The 15,709-nt window shown below is 69.5% G+C and carries 10 protein-coding genes; 7 read left to right on the forward strand and 3 right to left on the reverse strand.

Translation table 11 applies throughout. From position 1 onward, the window contains the following. Window positions 1–322 precede the first annotated feature (322 nt). On the reverse strand, window positions 323–1,498 hold the full coding sequence (locus ACQPWZ_RS27060; RefSeq protein WP_340475811.1) for a trypsin-like serine peptidase: 1,176 nt from the start codon (window positions 1,496–1,498) through the stop codon (window positions 323–325). Window positions 1,499–1,814: 316 nt separating this feature from the next. Here ACQPWZ_RS27060 and ACQPWZ_RS27065 point away from each other — a divergent pair, with 316 nt between their 5' ends. The 5 genes from ACQPWZ_RS27065 to ACQPWZ_RS27085 are packed head-to-tail and all read left to right on the forward strand — an operon-like array spanning window position 1,815 to window position 9,865. Then, a complete protein-coding gene (locus ACQPWZ_RS27065; RefSeq protein WP_433572591.1) occupies window positions 1,815–3,188 on the forward strand; it encodes a diaminobutyrate--2-oxoglutarate transaminase family protein in 1,374 nt (457 codons plus the stop codon). A 26-nt stretch (window positions 3,189–3,214) separates the two neighbouring features. Further along, on the forward strand, window positions 3,215–5,107 hold the full coding sequence (locus tag ACQPWZ_RS27070; protein WP_433572592.1) for an IucA/IucC family protein: 1,893 nt from the start codon (window positions 3,215–3,217) through the stop codon (window positions 5,105–5,107). Between the two features lie 42 nt (window positions 5,108–5,149). Beyond that, window positions 5,150–5,887, forward strand: coding sequence for a GNAT family N-acetyltransferase (locus tag ACQPWZ_RS27075; protein WP_340475817.1), 738 nt, complete (start codon window positions 5,150–5,152; stop codon window positions 5,885–5,887). A gap of 59 nt (window positions 5,888–5,946) precedes the next feature. Then, window positions 5,947–7,854, forward strand: coding sequence for an IucA/IucC family protein (locus ACQPWZ_RS27080; RefSeq protein ID WP_433572593.1), 1,908 nt, complete (start codon window positions 5,947–5,949; stop codon window positions 7,852–7,854). A gap of 43 nt (window positions 7,855–7,897) precedes the next feature. After that, the gene (locus ACQPWZ_RS27085; protein ID WP_433572594.1) at window positions 7,898–9,865 is read left to right on the forward strand and encodes an ATP-dependent DNA helicase; all 1,968 of its coding nucleotides are present in this window, start codon (window positions 7,898–7,900) and stop codon (window positions 9,863–9,865) included. 110 nt (window positions 9,866–9,975) lie between these two features. Here ACQPWZ_RS27085 and lexA read toward each other — a convergent pair whose 3' ends face one another. Continuing rightward, window positions 9,976–10,761 (reverse strand): transcriptional repressor LexA, encoded by a 786-nt coding sequence (gene lexA, locus ACQPWZ_RS27090; RefSeq protein WP_340475822.1) that lies wholly within the window; start codon window positions 10,759–10,761, stop codon window positions 9,976–9,978. A 577-nt stretch (window positions 10,762–11,338) separates the two neighbouring features. Here lexA and nrdR point away from each other — a divergent pair. Both nrdR and ACQPWZ_RS27100 read left to right on the forward strand, forming a co-directional pair. Next, window positions 11,339–11,851, forward strand: coding sequence for a transcriptional regulator NrdR (gene nrdR, locus ACQPWZ_RS27095; RefSeq protein WP_313943691.1), 513 nt, complete (start codon window positions 11,339–11,341; stop codon window positions 11,849–11,851). 165 nt (window positions 11,852–12,016) lie between these two features. Continuing rightward, on the forward strand, window positions 12,017–14,899 hold the full coding sequence (locus tag ACQPWZ_RS27100) for a vitamin B12-dependent ribonucleotide reductase (RefSeq protein WP_340475824.1): 2,883 nt from the start codon (window positions 12,017–12,019) through the stop codon (window positions 14,897–14,899). Between the two features lie 94 nt (window positions 14,900–14,993). Here ACQPWZ_RS27100 and ACQPWZ_RS27105 read toward each other — a convergent pair whose 3' ends face one another. Beyond that, window positions 14,994–15,698: an RraA family protein gene (locus ACQPWZ_RS27105; protein WP_433573875.1), complete on the reverse strand. Its 705-nt coding sequence runs from the start codon at window positions 15,696–15,698 to the stop codon at window positions 14,994–14,996. Window positions 15,699–15,709: the final 11 nt, after the last annotated feature.

Raw genomic sequence — 15,709 nt, forward strand, 5'->3', positions numbered from 1 at the left:
TAGATGCTTCTGACGTGCTGCGGAATGCGTCATGAACGTGTCACGTGAAAGGCCGTGGACCGGTCATGCGAAAGGGCGGCCTTCCGGGGCCGCCCGCTACCGCGGCGCCACTCTATGACGGTGGCAGGCCACGGAGTTGGGGCGGACCCTCACCTGCACGGAGTCTCCACGAGGCGGGGCATCACCGGGCTCCGGGGCATCGACGAACGCCGGTTCAGAAGGCCGGGCCAACGCTCAACGCCGGATGCCCGATAGAGAGAAGGCAGGGGCCCGCGACCGCCCGGTCACGGGCCCCTGCCCTTCATTCCTGCGAAGCGTGTGCCTACTGGCCGGCGAACTTCTTGCTCACGGCGTCGTAGATGGCCTTCGCCCCGTCACCCAGGCGCGGGCCGGCCAGCCAGCCGGCCGTGACCGGGCCGATCGAGGTGTTGGACACCAGCGCGGGCTTGCCGTCCTGGCCCTCGGCCACCCAGCCGCCGCCGGACGAACCGCCGGTCATGGTGCACCCGATGCGGTGCATCGTGGGCTCGTCGGCCTTGATGGAGAGGCGGCCCGGCTTGTCGGCGCACTGGAACAGCCTCTCGCCGTCGAACGGCGGCGCCGCCGGGTACCCCGTGGCGGTCATCTTGGCGATGTCCGTCGCGGCCGGTGCGTTGAAGTCGACGGGGAGCGCGGAACCGACCGTCTCCTCCAGCGACTTGCCCGTGCCGCCCTTCTCCGGGGTCACATGGATCACGGCGTAGTCGTACGGCGCGCCCTGGCCACCGGTCGCCGCGCCCTGGTTGATCCACTGCTCGGACGTCTGGGCCCAGTCGCCCCACCACACACCGTACGGAGCGATCTCTTCCCTGGGCGCCTTCGCCAACTCGGCGGTGGACTTGGCGCTGTCGTTGTACGACGGCACGAAGGCGATGTTGCGGTACCAGCCGCCGTTCTTGCCGGCGTGCACACAGTGGCCCGCGGTCCACACCATGTTGGACTTGCCGGGGTGCGCCGGGTCCTTCACCACGGTCGCCGAACAGACCATGGAACCGTCGGGACCGTCGAAGAGGAGTTTGCCCGCCTCGGCCTCGCTGGAGTTGTACGGGGCCTTCACCGCCTGCGCCTTCACCGGGTCCGGCGTCGGGTCGGTGACACCCTCGTCACCGGAGATGTCGGGGTCGACCGGCTTCTCCGGCGGCTTCTCCGCCTCGCGCATCCGGTCCGGGTCCCACAGGTCCTCGATGATCGGGTTGACGAAGTCCTGCGCCTCGCGCAGCCACTTGTCCCGGTCCCAGTTCTTCCACTCGCCGTTCTTCCACTTGTCCAGGTCGATCCCGTGCTCCTTGAGCCGGTCCTTGAGATCGTCCGGAATAGTGATCTTGCCGTCGGTGGACTCGCTGGCAGCGGCGCTCGGCTTGTCGCCCGCGTTGTCCTCGCTCGGACCGCAGGCAGTGGCAGCCAGTGCGAGCACGGCGGCGAAGGATGCCGCTGCCAGCTTCGGGCGAATGGGTCGCATGTCGTGATCCCCCTGGGACTTCAGAACTGATGAGCTACTGAACCGTCGAACTGCCGGAACCCTACAAGGGCCCCTGATCCCGGCCGTGATGCCCGGAGCCGGAAGGCGTCCCCCACTATGCCGGTGCCGATGGGGACGGCACGCAGCAGGTTCGCGGTTCCGCCACACCAAGGATCTTCCGATTGCCCGTGATCTCCGGCTTCCGGCGTCGTTGGTACGTACGGGGGACACCAGGACAGCGTTCATCCCAGGTGGGCGGCGTACGGACGCCGTACCGATGTGCAACGCAACTGTTACAGCTGGAGGATCAACAGCCGTGGCCGTGACCGAACCTGCTCCGGCGCCGCCGGCCGCCCACGAGGGAATTCTCCGCCGGCAGTCGCTGCGCGAATCCGCGGCCAGGACCTACGCCCGCTCGCTGCCCATCGTTCCCGTGCGCGCACGAGGGCTCACGATCGAGGGGGCGGACGGCCGGCGCTACCTGGACTGCCTCTCCGGCGCGGGCACCCTGGCGCTCGGTCACAACCACCCGGTGGTGCTCGAAGCCATCAAGAAGGTCCTCGACTCCGGCGCGCCCCTCCACATCCTGGACCTCGCGACCCCGGTCAAGGACGCCTTCACCACCGAGCTCTTCGCCACGCTGCCGCGGGAGTTGGCCGAGGACGCCCGCATCCAGTTCTGCGGGCCCGCGGGCACCGACGCCGTCGAAGCCGCCCTCAAGCTGGTCCGCACGGCGACCGGCCGCTCCGGGCTTCTCGCCTTCACGGGTGCGTATCACGGCATGACCTCCGGAGCCCTCGATGTGTCCGGCGGAGCAACCGACGTCCGGGTGAGCCGGCTGCCGTTCCCGCAGAACTACCGCTGTCCCTACGGCGTCGGCGGTGAGCGTGGTGCCGAACTGGGCGCGCGGTGGACCGAGAGCCTTCTCGACGATCCCAAGAGCGGTGTGCCGATGCCGGCCGGGATGATCCTCGAACCCGTCCAGGGGGAGGGCGGGGTGAATCCGGCCCCCGACAACTGGATGCGCAGAATGCGGGAGATCACCGCCGACCGCGCCATCCCGCTGATCGCCGACGAGGTGCAGACCGGAGTCGGGCGCACCGGCACCTTCTGGGCCGTCGAACACAGCGGGATCGTCCCCGATGTCATGGTCCTCTCCAAGGCGATCGGCGGCTCCCTCCCGCTGGCTGTGATCGTCTACCGCTCCGAGCTCGACGCCTGGCAACCGGGCGCGCACGCAGGCACCTTCCGCGGCAACCAACTCGCCATGGCTGCCGGTGCCGCCACTCTCGCGTTCGTACGCGAGAACCGGCTGGCCGACCGCGCCGCCACCCTGGGCGCCCGGATGCTCGGCCGCCTCCAGGGCCTGGCCACGGCCCACCCCTGCATCGGCGACGTCCGGGGGCGGGGCCTGATGATCGGCGTCGAACTCGTCGACCCGGACTCCGCGGCCCCGGACGCGCTGGTGCCCCCGCCCGCACCGGAACTCGCCTCGGCCGTCCAGCAGCAGTGCCTCGACCGCGGGCTCATCGTCGAACTCGGCGGACGGCACTCCGCCGTCGTACGGCTCCTTCCTCCTCTCACCCTCACCGACGAACAGGCGATGGCCGTCCTCGACCGATTCGCCGACGCCCTGGCCGCGGCCGAGCGGTCCACGCATGGACGCAACGACAGCAGGCAGTCCTACTGACCCGGACAGAACGCAAGGAAGCATCCGTGAACCCCATTCCCGCTCCCGACGTCCCCGAGGCCGACGGCCGTTCCACCGCTGCCGACCGCCGACCGGACGGTGACCGCGGCCCCCTCACGGCCGAGTCGGCGACGGTGCCGCGCCAGCAGGGGAGCCATGGTGAACCGCATCCTGTGGTGCTGACCACCGGAGCCCTGAGCACCGAACTCCTCGACCACCCCGACCCCCACCGCGCGGCGGACGCGGCAGCGGTCGAGAGCCTGCTCCGCTGCTGGGTGCGGGAGAACAACCTCGACCGGCCCGAAGGACCCGCCCTACGCATCCCGCTGTACGCCAGCGGCACCGCGCTGCTCGTCCCTGTGCGCTACTGGTCGGCCGCAGGCTGGCACCGCTTCGGTGCGCCCTCCATGGAGGGCGCACTTCGCGACGCGCAGGCCGTCGACGCCGTGACCGTCGCCGCCCTCCTCAGCCGGGAAGCGGGCCAGAGCGAAGGCACCGATCTCGTCGGCCGCGTCGCCGACTCCGTACGCCGCACAGCCGACTTCATCGCCGACCGTCGCGTCCGTCCAACCCCCGCGGCCGAGTCCGACCTCTTCCTCAACGCCGAGCAGTCGCTGCTGCTCGGCCACCCCCTGCACCCGACCCCCAAGAGCCGTGAAGGGCTCGCCGAGAGCGAAATCCGGAGCTATTCACCGGAGTTGTACGGCTCCTTCCCCCTCCACTGGATGGCTGTGGACCGGTCCGTCCTCGCCACAGACTCCGCGTGGACCGAGCAGGGCCGTGCGCTGCCCGCCGAGCAGCTCACCGCCCGGCTCAGCGGCGACCTGTCACTCCCCGACAGGTGCGTCGCCCTGCCCCTGCACCCCTGGCAGGCACGTGAGCTGCGGGACCGCCCCGCCGTCGCCGCACTCCTCGACGCCGGTCTTCTTCATGACCTCGGCGCCCACGGAGACCCCTGGCACCCCACCTCCTCGATCCGGACCGTGCACCGCCCCGGCGCCCCCGCCATGCTCAAGCTCTCCCTCGGCCTGCGCATCACCAACTCCCGTCGTGAGAACCTCCGCAAGGAACTCCACCGTGGTGTCGAGGTCCACCGACTGCTGCGCACCGGCCTCGCCAAGCAGTGGCGGGCTGCCCACCCCGGTTTCGACATCGTCCGCGACCCCGCCTGGCTCGCCGTGGACACCGCCGACGGCGAACCGGTGCCGGGGCTCGACGTCCTGCTCCGGCACAACCCGTTCGGGCCCGGGGACGACGCAGCCTGCATGGCAGGACTGACCGCCCTCCGCCCCTGGCCCGGACGCCCGGGCATGCACTCGCGCCTCGCCGAGCTCGTGGGCCGACTGGCTACGCGGACCGGCAGGCCCGTCGGAGCCGTCGCCGCCGAGTGGTTCCTGCGCTACCTCGACCGCGTTGTCCGCCCCGTGCTCTGGCTGGACGGCACCGCGGGCATCGCCCTCGAAGCCCACCAGCAGAACACCCTCGTGCTCCTCGACCCCGAAGGCTGGCCGGCCGGCGGCCGCTACCGGGACAACCAGGGCTACTACTTCCGCGAGTCGCACCGCGAGGAACTCCAGCGCCGTCTCCCCGGCATCGGCACCCTCAGCGACACGTTCGTCTCCGATGCCGTGACCGACGAGCGCTTCGCCTACTACCTCGGCATCAACAACGTCCTCGGCCTGATCGGTGCCTTCGGAGCACAACGCCTCGCCGACGAGCGGCTCCTCATCGCCGGCCTGCGCCGCTTCCTCGCGGCGGCCACAGGCCTCGGTTCCCCGCTGCCCGCGCAGCTTCTGGAGTCCCCGACCCTGCGCTCCAAGGCCAATCTGCTGACCCGGCTGCGCGGTCTCGACGAGCTCGTGGGCCCGGTCGACACCCAGTCCGTCTACGTCACCATCGCCAACCCCCTTCGTTCTTGAGGAAGCACACCCCTGACCGACCTGCGAGAGGAGAGCGCCGCAATGCCTCCCATCGATGCGAGCAACGGAACCGAAGCCGGTGCCCCCGCACCCCAGCTCGCCGAGAGCGTCGAGGACACCCTCGAACTACGGATCCCGGATGAGCTGCTGGCGCAGTTCCGGGAGGCCGAGCGCGACGCCGACCCCGAGCAGGCCGACGGCTGTGCCGGCGATCTGCTCGACCACCTCGCCGAATGGGGGCCGGCGACCACCTCCCACGGCTCCTTCCAGCTCGTCCCCGTGCGCGTCGAACGGGACCTGGTCCTGATCAGCCGCTGGATGAACGACCCTGCTGTCGCGGCCTTCTGGGAGCTGGCGGGACCCGACTCCGTCACCGCCGCCCATCTGCGCACCCAGCTCGACGGCGACGGCCGCAGCCTCCCCTGCCTGGGTGTGCTCGAAGGCGTGCCCATGAGCTACTTCGAGATCTACCGGGCCGACCTCGACCCCTTGGCGCGGCACTATCCGGCTCGTCCTCATGACACCGGCCTTCACCTCCTTGTCGGCGGTATCGCCGACCGCGGCCGCGGCGTCGGCTCCACCCTGCTCAGAGCCGTCGCCGATCTCATCTTCGACAAGCGCTCCCGGTGCACACGCGTCATCGCAGAACCCGACCTCCGCAACACCCCCTCCGTCTCCGCCTTCCTCAGCGGTGGCTTCCGCTACTCCGCGGAGATCGACCTTCCCCGCAAGCGGGCCGCTCTCATGGTCCGCGAGCGCGCGCTGCGCAACCTGCTGTGAACGATCCGCTGCCTTACATACACCGCTCGCCCCGCATCGGTTCCACTCGAGGAGTCCCCGTGCCCAAGCCTCCTGCCAGCTCCGACTCCGAGCACCCGTCCGCGGCACCCTTCAGCCCACCCGGCCTGACCGCGCAGCGCTGGGACCGGGCGGCAGCCCGCCTTCTCGCCAAGATGCTCGGCGAGTTCGCGTACGAGGAGATCATCGAGCCGGTACGGGACGAGGCCGGTGAGGCACCTGCGTCGGCCGACGGCGAACGGAACCGGGAGGCCGACGCCCAGCACCCACCGGCACCGGGCATAGCTCCGAGCGGGAACGGCCACCCCCGGCCCGCTCGCTACGCTCTCGATCTCGACGACGCCTCCCGCCTGTCCTTCCGCGCACGCCGGGGAGCCTACGGAAGCTGGCGTGTGGACGCCGACTCCATCCGGTGCGACGACGAGCCGTACGCCGACCCTCTCGACTTCCTCGTCCGGGCCCGCAACGTCATCGACCTCGACGGCGCCACCCTCGGCCACCTGCTCCGTGAGCTCAGCGTCACCCTTGTCGCCGACACGGGTCTCGACCACACGGCACCGTCCGCCGCCGAACTCGCCGATCTCGGCTACGCCGAACTCGAAGGCCACCAGACCGGCCACCCCTGGCTCGTGCTCAACAAGGGCCGTATCGGATTCTCTGCCACCGACACCGCCGCGTGGGCGCCCGAAGCCCGCAGGCCGGCACGGCTGCCCTGGATCGCCGTCAGTACATCGCTCGCCTCCTTCCGAGGAGTCTCCTCCCTCGCCACCGCAGGCGACCTGTACGCCCGCGAACTCGACGTCCCCGTACGCGAGTCCTTCGTCGACGCCCTGCGCGCCAAGGAGCTCGACCCGGACTCCTACCTCTTCCTGCCGGTGCACCCCTGGCAGTGGGACGAGGTGATCCTGCCCCTCTACGCGCCGGCTATCGCGCGTGGCGAGATCCTGCCACTGCCGACCGACGGCGATCTGCGGCTGCCCCAGCAGTCCATCCGCACCTTCGTCAACCTGGACCGCCCCCACCGGCACACCGTCAAGCTGCCGCTGTCCATCCTCAACACCCTCGTCTGGCGCGGCCTGCCGACCGAGCGCACGCTCGCCGCCCCCGCCGTCACCGCCTGGGTGCACGGGCTGCGTGACGGGGACCCCTTCCTGCGGGAAGACTGCGGCGTGATCCTTCTGGGTGAAGTCGCGTCGGTCAGCGTCGAGCATCCGCTCTACGACCGCCTTCCCGAGGTGCCGTACCAGTACAAGGAACTGCTCGGTGCGATCTGGCGCGAGCCCTTGCAGCCGCGCCTGGCACCCGGCGAGCGAGCGAGGACGCTCGCGTCGCTTCTCCACACCGACCCGCAGGGCCGCTCGTTCACCGCCGAGCTCGTCACCCGCTCCGGACTCGACCCCGCTGTCTGGCTGCATCGCCTGTTCGCCGCCCTGCTTCCGCCGCTGCTGCACTTTCTCTACCGCTACGGAACGGTCTTCTCCCCACACGGCGAGAACGCCATCGTCGTCTACGACGGCCAGGACGTTCCCGTACGCCTCGCGATCAAGGACTTCGTCGACGACGTCAACGTGAGCGCACAGCAGCTGCCCGAGCACGACTCGATGCCCCAAGACGTGCGTTCCGTGCTGCTCGCGGAGGAGCCGGCGTTCCTCACCCAGTTCATCCACTCCGGCCTCTTCATCGGTGTCTTCCGCTACCTCGCACCTCTGTGCCAAGACCACTTGGGCGTGCCGGAAGCGGACTTCTGGGCGCTGGTCAGAGCGGAGATCCTGCGTCACCAGGGCCGATTCCCCGAGCTCAAGGACCGCTACGAAGCGTTCGACCTGCTCACTCCCCGTATCGACCGGCTCTGTCTCAATCGCAACCGGCTTCACCTGGACGGCTACCGGGACCGGCCGCAGCGCCCGCACGCCGCTGTCCACGGCACCGTCCCCAACCCTCTGGCGTGATCGGATCGGAGTTGTCAGTGGTGAGCCGTAGGGTGGTCGGCCTATGACGAAGCCATCCCTCCCCGAACTACTCCACGCCGCCGTCACCGCCGTCGGTGGTGTGGAGAGGCCTGGCCAGGTCACCATGGCCGAGGCCGTGGCCGCCGCCGTCGACGACGGTTCGCATCTGTTGGTCCAGGCCGGTACCGGCACCGGAAAGTCCTTGGGCTATCTGGTGCCCGCGCTGGCGCACGGGGAGCGCGTCGTCATCGCCACGGCCACCCTGGCCCTCCAGCGGCAGCTCGTCGAGCGGGACCTGCCGCGCACCGTGGACGCACTGCACCCCCTGCTGCGTCGCCGGCCGGAGTTCGCCATGCTCAAGGGCCGTTCCAACTACCTCTGTCTGCACCGTCTGCACGAAGGCGTGCCGCAGGAAGAGGAGGACGGGCTGTTCGACCCCTTTGAGGCGGCCGCCCCCACCAGCAAGCTGGGCCAGGACCTGCTCCGTATGCGGGACTGGGCCGACGAGACGGAGACCGGCGACCGGGACGACCTCACGCCCGGCGTCTCCGACCGGGCGTGGGGGCAGATCTCCGTCTCCTCCCGCGAGTGCCTGGGTGCCAGCAAGTGTGCCTACGGCGCTGAGTGCTTCGCCGAGATGGCCCGGGAGCGGGCCAAGCTCTCGGACGTCGTCGTCACCAATCACGCGCTGCTGGCCATTGACGCCATCGAGGGCGCGCCCGTGCTGCCGAGCCATGAGGTCCTGATCATCGACGAGGCCCACGAGCTCGTCTCCCGGGTGACGGGTGCGGCGACCGGGGAGCTCACGCCGGGCCAGGTCAACCGGGCGGTGCGGCGCGCGGCCAAGCTGGTCAACGAAAAGGCGGCGGATGCTCTGCAGACCGCCTCGGAGACCTTCGAGCGGCTGATGGAGCTCGCCCTTCCCGGCCGGTTGGAGGAGATCCCCGAGGATCTCGGATACGCCCTGCTGGCGCTGCGCGACGCATCGCGCAATGTCATCTCGGCGCTCGGCTCCACCCGCGACAAGTCCGTCCAGGACGAGGACGCGGTACGCAAGCAGGCTCTGGCAGCCGTCGAGAACATCCACGGCGTCGCGGAGCGCATCACCCAGGGTTCCGAGTACGACGTCGTCTGGTACGAGCGCCACGACCGGTTCGGCGCCTCTCTGCGGGTCGCCCCGCTGACCGTCTCGGGATTGCTGCGGGAGAAGCTGTTCACCGAGCGGTCGGTGGTGCTGACGTCCGCGACCCTCAAGCTCGGGGGCGACTTCAACGGTGTGGGCGCGTCCCTCGGTCTGTCCCCCGAGGGGATTGCCGGGGAGGACGTCCCGCAGTGGAAGGGCCTCGACGTCGGCTCGCCCTTCGACTATCCGAAGCAGGGGATTCTCTACGTCGCACGCCATCTGGCGACGCCGGGCCGCGAGGGGTCCCGCGGCGACATGATGGACGAGCTCTCCGAGCTGGTGGAGGCGGCCGGCGGCCGCACTCTCGGACTGTTCTCGTCCATGCGGGCTGCCCAGGCCGCGGCCGAGGAGCTGCGCGGGCGACTCGACAACCGGATCCTGTTGCAGGGCGAGGAGACACTCGGCGAGCTGATCAAGGCCTTCGCCGCGGACCCGGAGACCTGTCTGTTCGGCACTCTCTCGCTCTGGCAGGGCGTCGACGTGCCGGGTCCCAACTGTCAGCTGGTGGTCATGGACCGCATTCCTTTCCCGCGGCCCGACGACCCGCTGATGAGCGCCCGCCAGAAGGCAGTGGAAGAGGCGGGTGGCAATGGCTTCATGGCAGTGGCGGCGACGCATGCCGCGCTGCTGATGGCGCAGGGCGCCGGACGTCTCGTACGGGCCACGGGTGACCGCGGCGTCGTTGCCGTACTCGATCCCCGGTTGGCCAACGCCCGGTACGGGAGCTACCTGCGAGCGTCGTTGCCGGACTTCTGGTACACGACGGACCGCAACCAGGTGCGTCGGTCACTGTCCGCGATCGACGCCGCGGCGAAGGCAGGAACCTGACGCCGGGGTACGGCGCGAGACGCGGTGGAGGTGCGGGGCCCTGCAGACATGGCAGGGCCCCGGGACCGGCGCAGTGGGTCCCGGGGCCCGGTCGGAGCCGGCGGGTGGTGTCACACCCGCCGCAGCACAGCCACCACCTTGCCGAGGATGGTCGCTTCGTCGCCGGGGATCGGCTGGTACGCCGCATTGTGCGGAAGCAGCCAGACGTGGCCGTTCTCCCGCTTGAACCGCTTGACCGTGGCCTCGCCGTCGAGCATGGCTGCCACGATGTCACCGTTCTCCGCGACGGGCTGGCGCCGCACGGTCACCCAGTCGCCGTCACAGATGGCGGCCTCGATCATCGAGTCACCGACGACCTTGAGGACGAACAGCTCGCCGTCGCCGACCAGCTGCCGGGGGAGCGGGAAGACGTCCTCGACCGACTCCTCGGCCAGGATCGGGCCACCGGCCGCGATCCGGCCGACCAGTGGGACGTACGACGCGGCGGGTTTGCCGCTGGTGTCCGTCGGCTGGTTGCTGGGCTGGTCGGAGCCGCGCACCTCGTAGGCCCTGGGCCGATGGGGGTCCCGGCGCAGGAAGCCCTTGCGCTCGAGCGCCATCAGCTGATGGGCGACCGAGGAGGTGCTGGACAGGCCCACGGCCTGGCCGATCTCGCGCATCGATGGCGGGTAACCCCGTCGCTGGACGGAGTCACGGATCACCTCGATGACACGCCGCTGCCGATCCGTGAGCCCGGAGCTGTCCGCCCTGATCCCTGGGGGCCGGCCGGGCAGCGAACGCGTCGGCTTGGGACCCTCGGGGGTCGTGGCTGCGTCATTCATGGCATGCACCGGCTCGAATCGGTTCTGGGAGCGGTCCTGGGCAGTGATGGTGGCACTGTCTGCGGTGGTGGTCACGTCGGCCCCTCTCGAATGGTCTCCCTAGCTGGACAACGGTAGTTGCTTTCGAAAGGTTGCGCCAAACACACGTTCGAGTGAAATATGGCAGATTAGCTGACGCAAGCGCGCGGCTGGGTGTATGTGCGAACGATCGCTCAGCGGGCAATTCGGGCCATTGCGGTAATCGCCCGCCTCGCGGAACGGCAGGGCGGTGCCCGCAGTCTTGCATCCGGGCCCCGGAAAGCGGTGGCGCCGCGCCCCTCGCGTACCCTCGTGGCCGGTCTTCGTGAGCGTGTCCGCGCCGCCCGCCACCGCGTCTTCACTCGCAGGGGTTCGCCGCCCGTCGAGCGCCGTCGGTGCCGGGGCGTCACCGCCCGTATGCCGTCCGCGATCTGCGCTCGCCACGCGACACGCTCTAGGCGCGAAAAAGGCGGCCCAACCCCAGATCTAGTGGTTGGATTGTGTCTGCCGCCCACAAGTTGTGGTCCCCGGTGCTCCAAGACCGTGGTCATCGCCTATGCTTGGGGCTGCTTCGAAAGGGCTTCGACCGCCTGTCGAGGCTATTCAGTCGTGCCGCGAAGGAGGGTTGGGAACCATGCACTGCCCCTTCTGCAGGCACCCCGACAGCCGTGTCGTCGACAGTCGCACCACCGACGACGGGACGTCGATCCGGCGCCGTCGGCAGTGTCCCGACTGCTCTCGCCGCTTCACGACGGTGGAATCCGCCTCGCTGATGGTGATCAAGCGCAGCGGTGTCACGGAGCCCTTCAGTCGTAACAAGGTCATCTCCGGCGTGCGCAAGGCGTGCCAGGGGCGGCCGGTCACCGAGGACGCCCTCGCCCAGCTCGGCCAGCGGGTCGAGGAGGCGGTGCGCGCCACCGGAAGCGCCGAGCTGACCACCCACGACGTGGGTCTGGCCATACTCGGCCCTCTGCAGGAGCTCGACCTCGTCGCCTACCTGCGCTTCGCGTCCGTCTACCGGGCATTCGACTCACTCGAAGACTTCGAGGCGGCCATCGCGGAGCTCCGCGAGCAACGGCCGCCCGCAGAGGAAGGCGGCACGGGCGAGACCCTCGAGGTCCCCGTTCCCGCCACCGCCGCCGACTGAGCGACGCCGGCCGGAGCGGTCGGACACCCGATCGCCCGCCGACCGCAGTCAGGCGGCACCAAGACCTGCCACGGCGCCCTGCGGCGTTCGCGGCATCGGACAAGAACTGTGCCTCGGGAAGATCTGGGCACATCAGGGCGTTTTTGCCCATGTATGGGAGGCGGCATGACAGAGACGACGAGCGGCCCGGCACGAGGATCCCGCGCCAAGGGGTCCAAGGCGAGCAAGGGTCTGCGCATCGAGCGAATCCACACCACCCCCGGAGTGCATCCGTACGACGAGGTGGTCTGGGAGCGCCGTGACGTCGTCATGACCAACTGGCGCGACGGCTCGGTCAACTTCGAGCAGCGGGGCGTCGAGTTTCCCGACTTCTGGTCGGTCAACGCGGTCAACATCGTCACCAGCAAGTACTTCCGCGGGGCTGTCGGCACCCCGCAGCGCGAGACCGGTCTGCGGCAGCTGATCGACCGGATCGTGAAGACCTACCGGAAGGCCGGTGAGGACTACAACTACTTCGCCTCGCCCGCCGACGCCGAGATCTTCGAGCACGAGCTGGCGTATGCCCTCCTGCACCAGATCTTCAGCTTCAACTCGCCGGTGTGGTTCAACGTCGGCACGCCTCAGCCCCAGCAGGTCTCCGCCTGCTTCATCCTGTCCGTCGACGACTCCATGGAGTCGATCCTCGACTGGTACAAGGAAGAGGGCATGATCTTCAAGGGCGGCTCGGGCGCCGGCCTGAACCTCTCCCGGATCCGTTCCTCCAAGGAACTGCTGTCCTCCGGCGGCAACGCCTCCGGTCCGGTCTCCTTCATGCGCGGTGCGGACGCCTCTGCAGGAACGATCAAGTCGGGCGGCGCCACCCGTCGCGCGGCCAAGATGGTCATTCTCGACGTCGACCACCCCGACATCGAGAACTTCATCGAGACCAAGGTGAAGGAAGAGGAGAAGATCCGCGCCCTGCGCGACGCGGGCTTCGACATGGACCTGGGCGGCGACGACATCACGTCCGTCCAGTACCAGAACGCCAACAACTCGGTGCGGGTGAACGACGCGTTCATGCGGGCCGTCGAGGCCGGTGACAAGTTCGGTCTGCGCGCCCGGATGACCGGCGACGTCATCGAGGAGGTCGACGCCAAGTCGCTCTTCCGCAAGATGGCGGAGGCGGCCTGGGCCTGCGCCGACCCCGGCATCCAGTACGACGACACCATCAACAACTGGCACACCTGTCCGGAGTCCGGCCGTATCAATGGCTCGAACCCCTGCAGCGAGTACATGCACCTGGACAACACCTCGTGCAACCTGGCCTCGCTGAACCTGATGAAGTTCCTCAAGGACGACGACAAGGGCAACCAGTCCTTCGACGTCGAGCGCTTCGCCAAGGTCGTCGAGCTGGTCATCACCGCGATGGACATCTCCATCTGCTTCGCGGACTTCCCGACGCAGAAGATCGGTGAGAACACTCGCGCCTACCGCCAGCTCGGCATCGGCTACGCCAACCTCGGCGCCCTGCTGATGGCGACGGGTCACGCGTACGACTCCGACGGTGGCCGCGCGCTCGCCGGCGCCATCACCTCGTTGATGACCGGTACTTCGTACCGGCGCTCCGCCGAGCTCGCCGCGGTTGTCGGCCCGTACGACGGCTACGCCCGCAACGCGACCCCTCACCGGCGCGTCATGAAGCAGCACGCCGACGCCAACACCACGGCCGTCCGCATGGACGACCTGGACTCCCCGATCTGGGCCGCCGCAACGGAGGCCTGGCAGGACGTCATCCGCCTCGGTGAGAAGAACGGCTTCCGCAACGCGCAGGCCTCGGTCATCGCGCCCACCGGCACCATCGGTCTCGCGATGTCCTGCGACACCACCGGTCTCGAGCCCGACCTCGCCCTGGTCAAGTTCAAGAAGCTCGTCGGCGGCGGCTCGATGCAGATCGTCAACGGCACCGTTCCGCAGGCCCTGCGCCGCATGGGCTACCAGGAGGAGCAGATCGAGGCGATCGTCGCCCACATCGCCGACCACGGCAATGTGATCGACGCCCCCGGCCTCAAGACCGAGCACTACGAGGTCTTCGACTGCGCCATGGGTGAGCGTTCCATCTCCGCGATGGGACACGTCCGCATGATGGCGGCCATCCAGCCGTGGATCTCCGGCGCCCTCTCCAAGACGGTCAACCTGCCGGAGACCGCCACCGTCGAGGACGTCGAAGAGGTCTACTTCGAGGCGTGGAAGATGGGCGTCAAGGCGCTCGCCATCTACCGCGACAACTGCAAGGTCGGCCAGCCGCTCTCCGCCAAGACCAAGGACAAGGAGAAGGCCGAGGTCACCGCGAAGGCGGAGGAGACGATCCGGACCGCGGTCGAGAAGGTCGTCGAGTACCGCCCGGTCCGCAAGCGCCTCCCCAAGGGCCGTCCTGGCATCACCACCTCCTTCACGGTGGGTGGCGCCGAGGGCTACATGACCGCCAACTCCTACCCGGACGACGGTCTGGGCGAGGTCTTCCTGAAGATGTCCAAGCAGGGTTCCACCCTCGCGGGCATGATGGACGCCTTCTCCATCGCCGTCTCGGTCGGTCTGCAGTACGGCGTTCCGCTGGAGACGTACGTCTCGAAGTTCACCAACATGCGCTTCGAGCCGGCCGGTATGACGGACGACCCGGACGTGCGGATGGCGCAGTCGATCGTCGACTACATCTTCCGCCGCCTGGCGCTCGACTTCCTGCCCTTCGAGACCCGTTCGGCGCTCGGCATCCACTCGGCCGACGAGCGTCAGCGTCACCTCGAGACCGGGTCGTACGAGCCGACCGACGAGGAGCTGGACGTCGAGGGCCTGGCCCAGTCCGCTCCGCGGCAGCAGGAACTGAAGGCGGTCGCCACCCCGGAGGCGGCCATCCCGGCCCCGCAGCAGGCGCACACCTCGGCGGAGCTGGTGGAGATGCAGCTGGGCATCAGCGCCGACGCGCCGCTGTGCTTCTCCTGCGGGACGAAGATGCAGCGGGCCGGTTCCTGCTACATCTGCGAGGGCTGCGGCTCGACGAGCGGCTGCAGCTGATCCCGGGGCACCCCTCGGGGTGAACCACCCTGTCGGGGCGGGGAGTCGGGTTCTTCCGGCTCCCCGCCCCTTGGTCTGAGCCCGTGGGGTGGGGCTACTCCTCGATCGCCCCGCCCACGGCGCGCAGATGGTCGCGGAAGGTCAGCGACGGCGTCTGCTCCCGCGAGGTCAGATAGTCCTTGAACCGGACCTGGCTGCGCAGGGACTCACCCGCGCGGATGCGTTCCGCCTGGCGGCGCTCCGTGTCCCGGATCGTCTCCGCGAGTGCGAACAGCTCATCGGCATGCGCCGCCGGGATGAACAGGACGCCGTCCTCGTCGCCCAGGACCAGGTCCGCACGGTCCACCGTCCACTCGCCGACCGTGGCCGACTCCAGGGCGCCCTCCGGACGGGCTTCGAGCCTCAGTGGGCCCGTCGGGACGCCTCCCAGGCTGAAGACCGGCAGGCCGATCTCCCGGATGTCGGCCGTGTCGCGGTGAAGGCCCCAGATCACGATGCCGTCCAGACCCGCGTCCAGCGCCTCCAGGGCCACCAGGTCACCGACGCACGCCTCGTCCGTACGGCCCCGGTTGTCGACCACGAGCACGTCGCCGGGCCGCGCCCCTTCGAACGCCTCCAGGAAGATGTCGACGCTGCCGACGTGCCGCGCGGGCACGGCACGCCCGGCCAGCCGACTGCCCGGTATCACGGCGTGCATGGCCGCCGGGGCGCAGCGCACCGGCAGCCGGGCGCGGATGCAGGCGTCCGCGAGATGGGCGGTCGTCAGCGTCGCGAAACGCTTCCGAAGTTCTTGATTTATCCGGGCCGTCC

The sequence above is a fragment of the Streptomyces sp. CA-251247 genome (assembly GCF_050952975.1).
Classification (GTDB): Bacteria; Actinomycetota; Actinomycetes; order Streptomycetales; family Streptomycetaceae; genus Streptomyces; species Streptomyces achmelvichensis.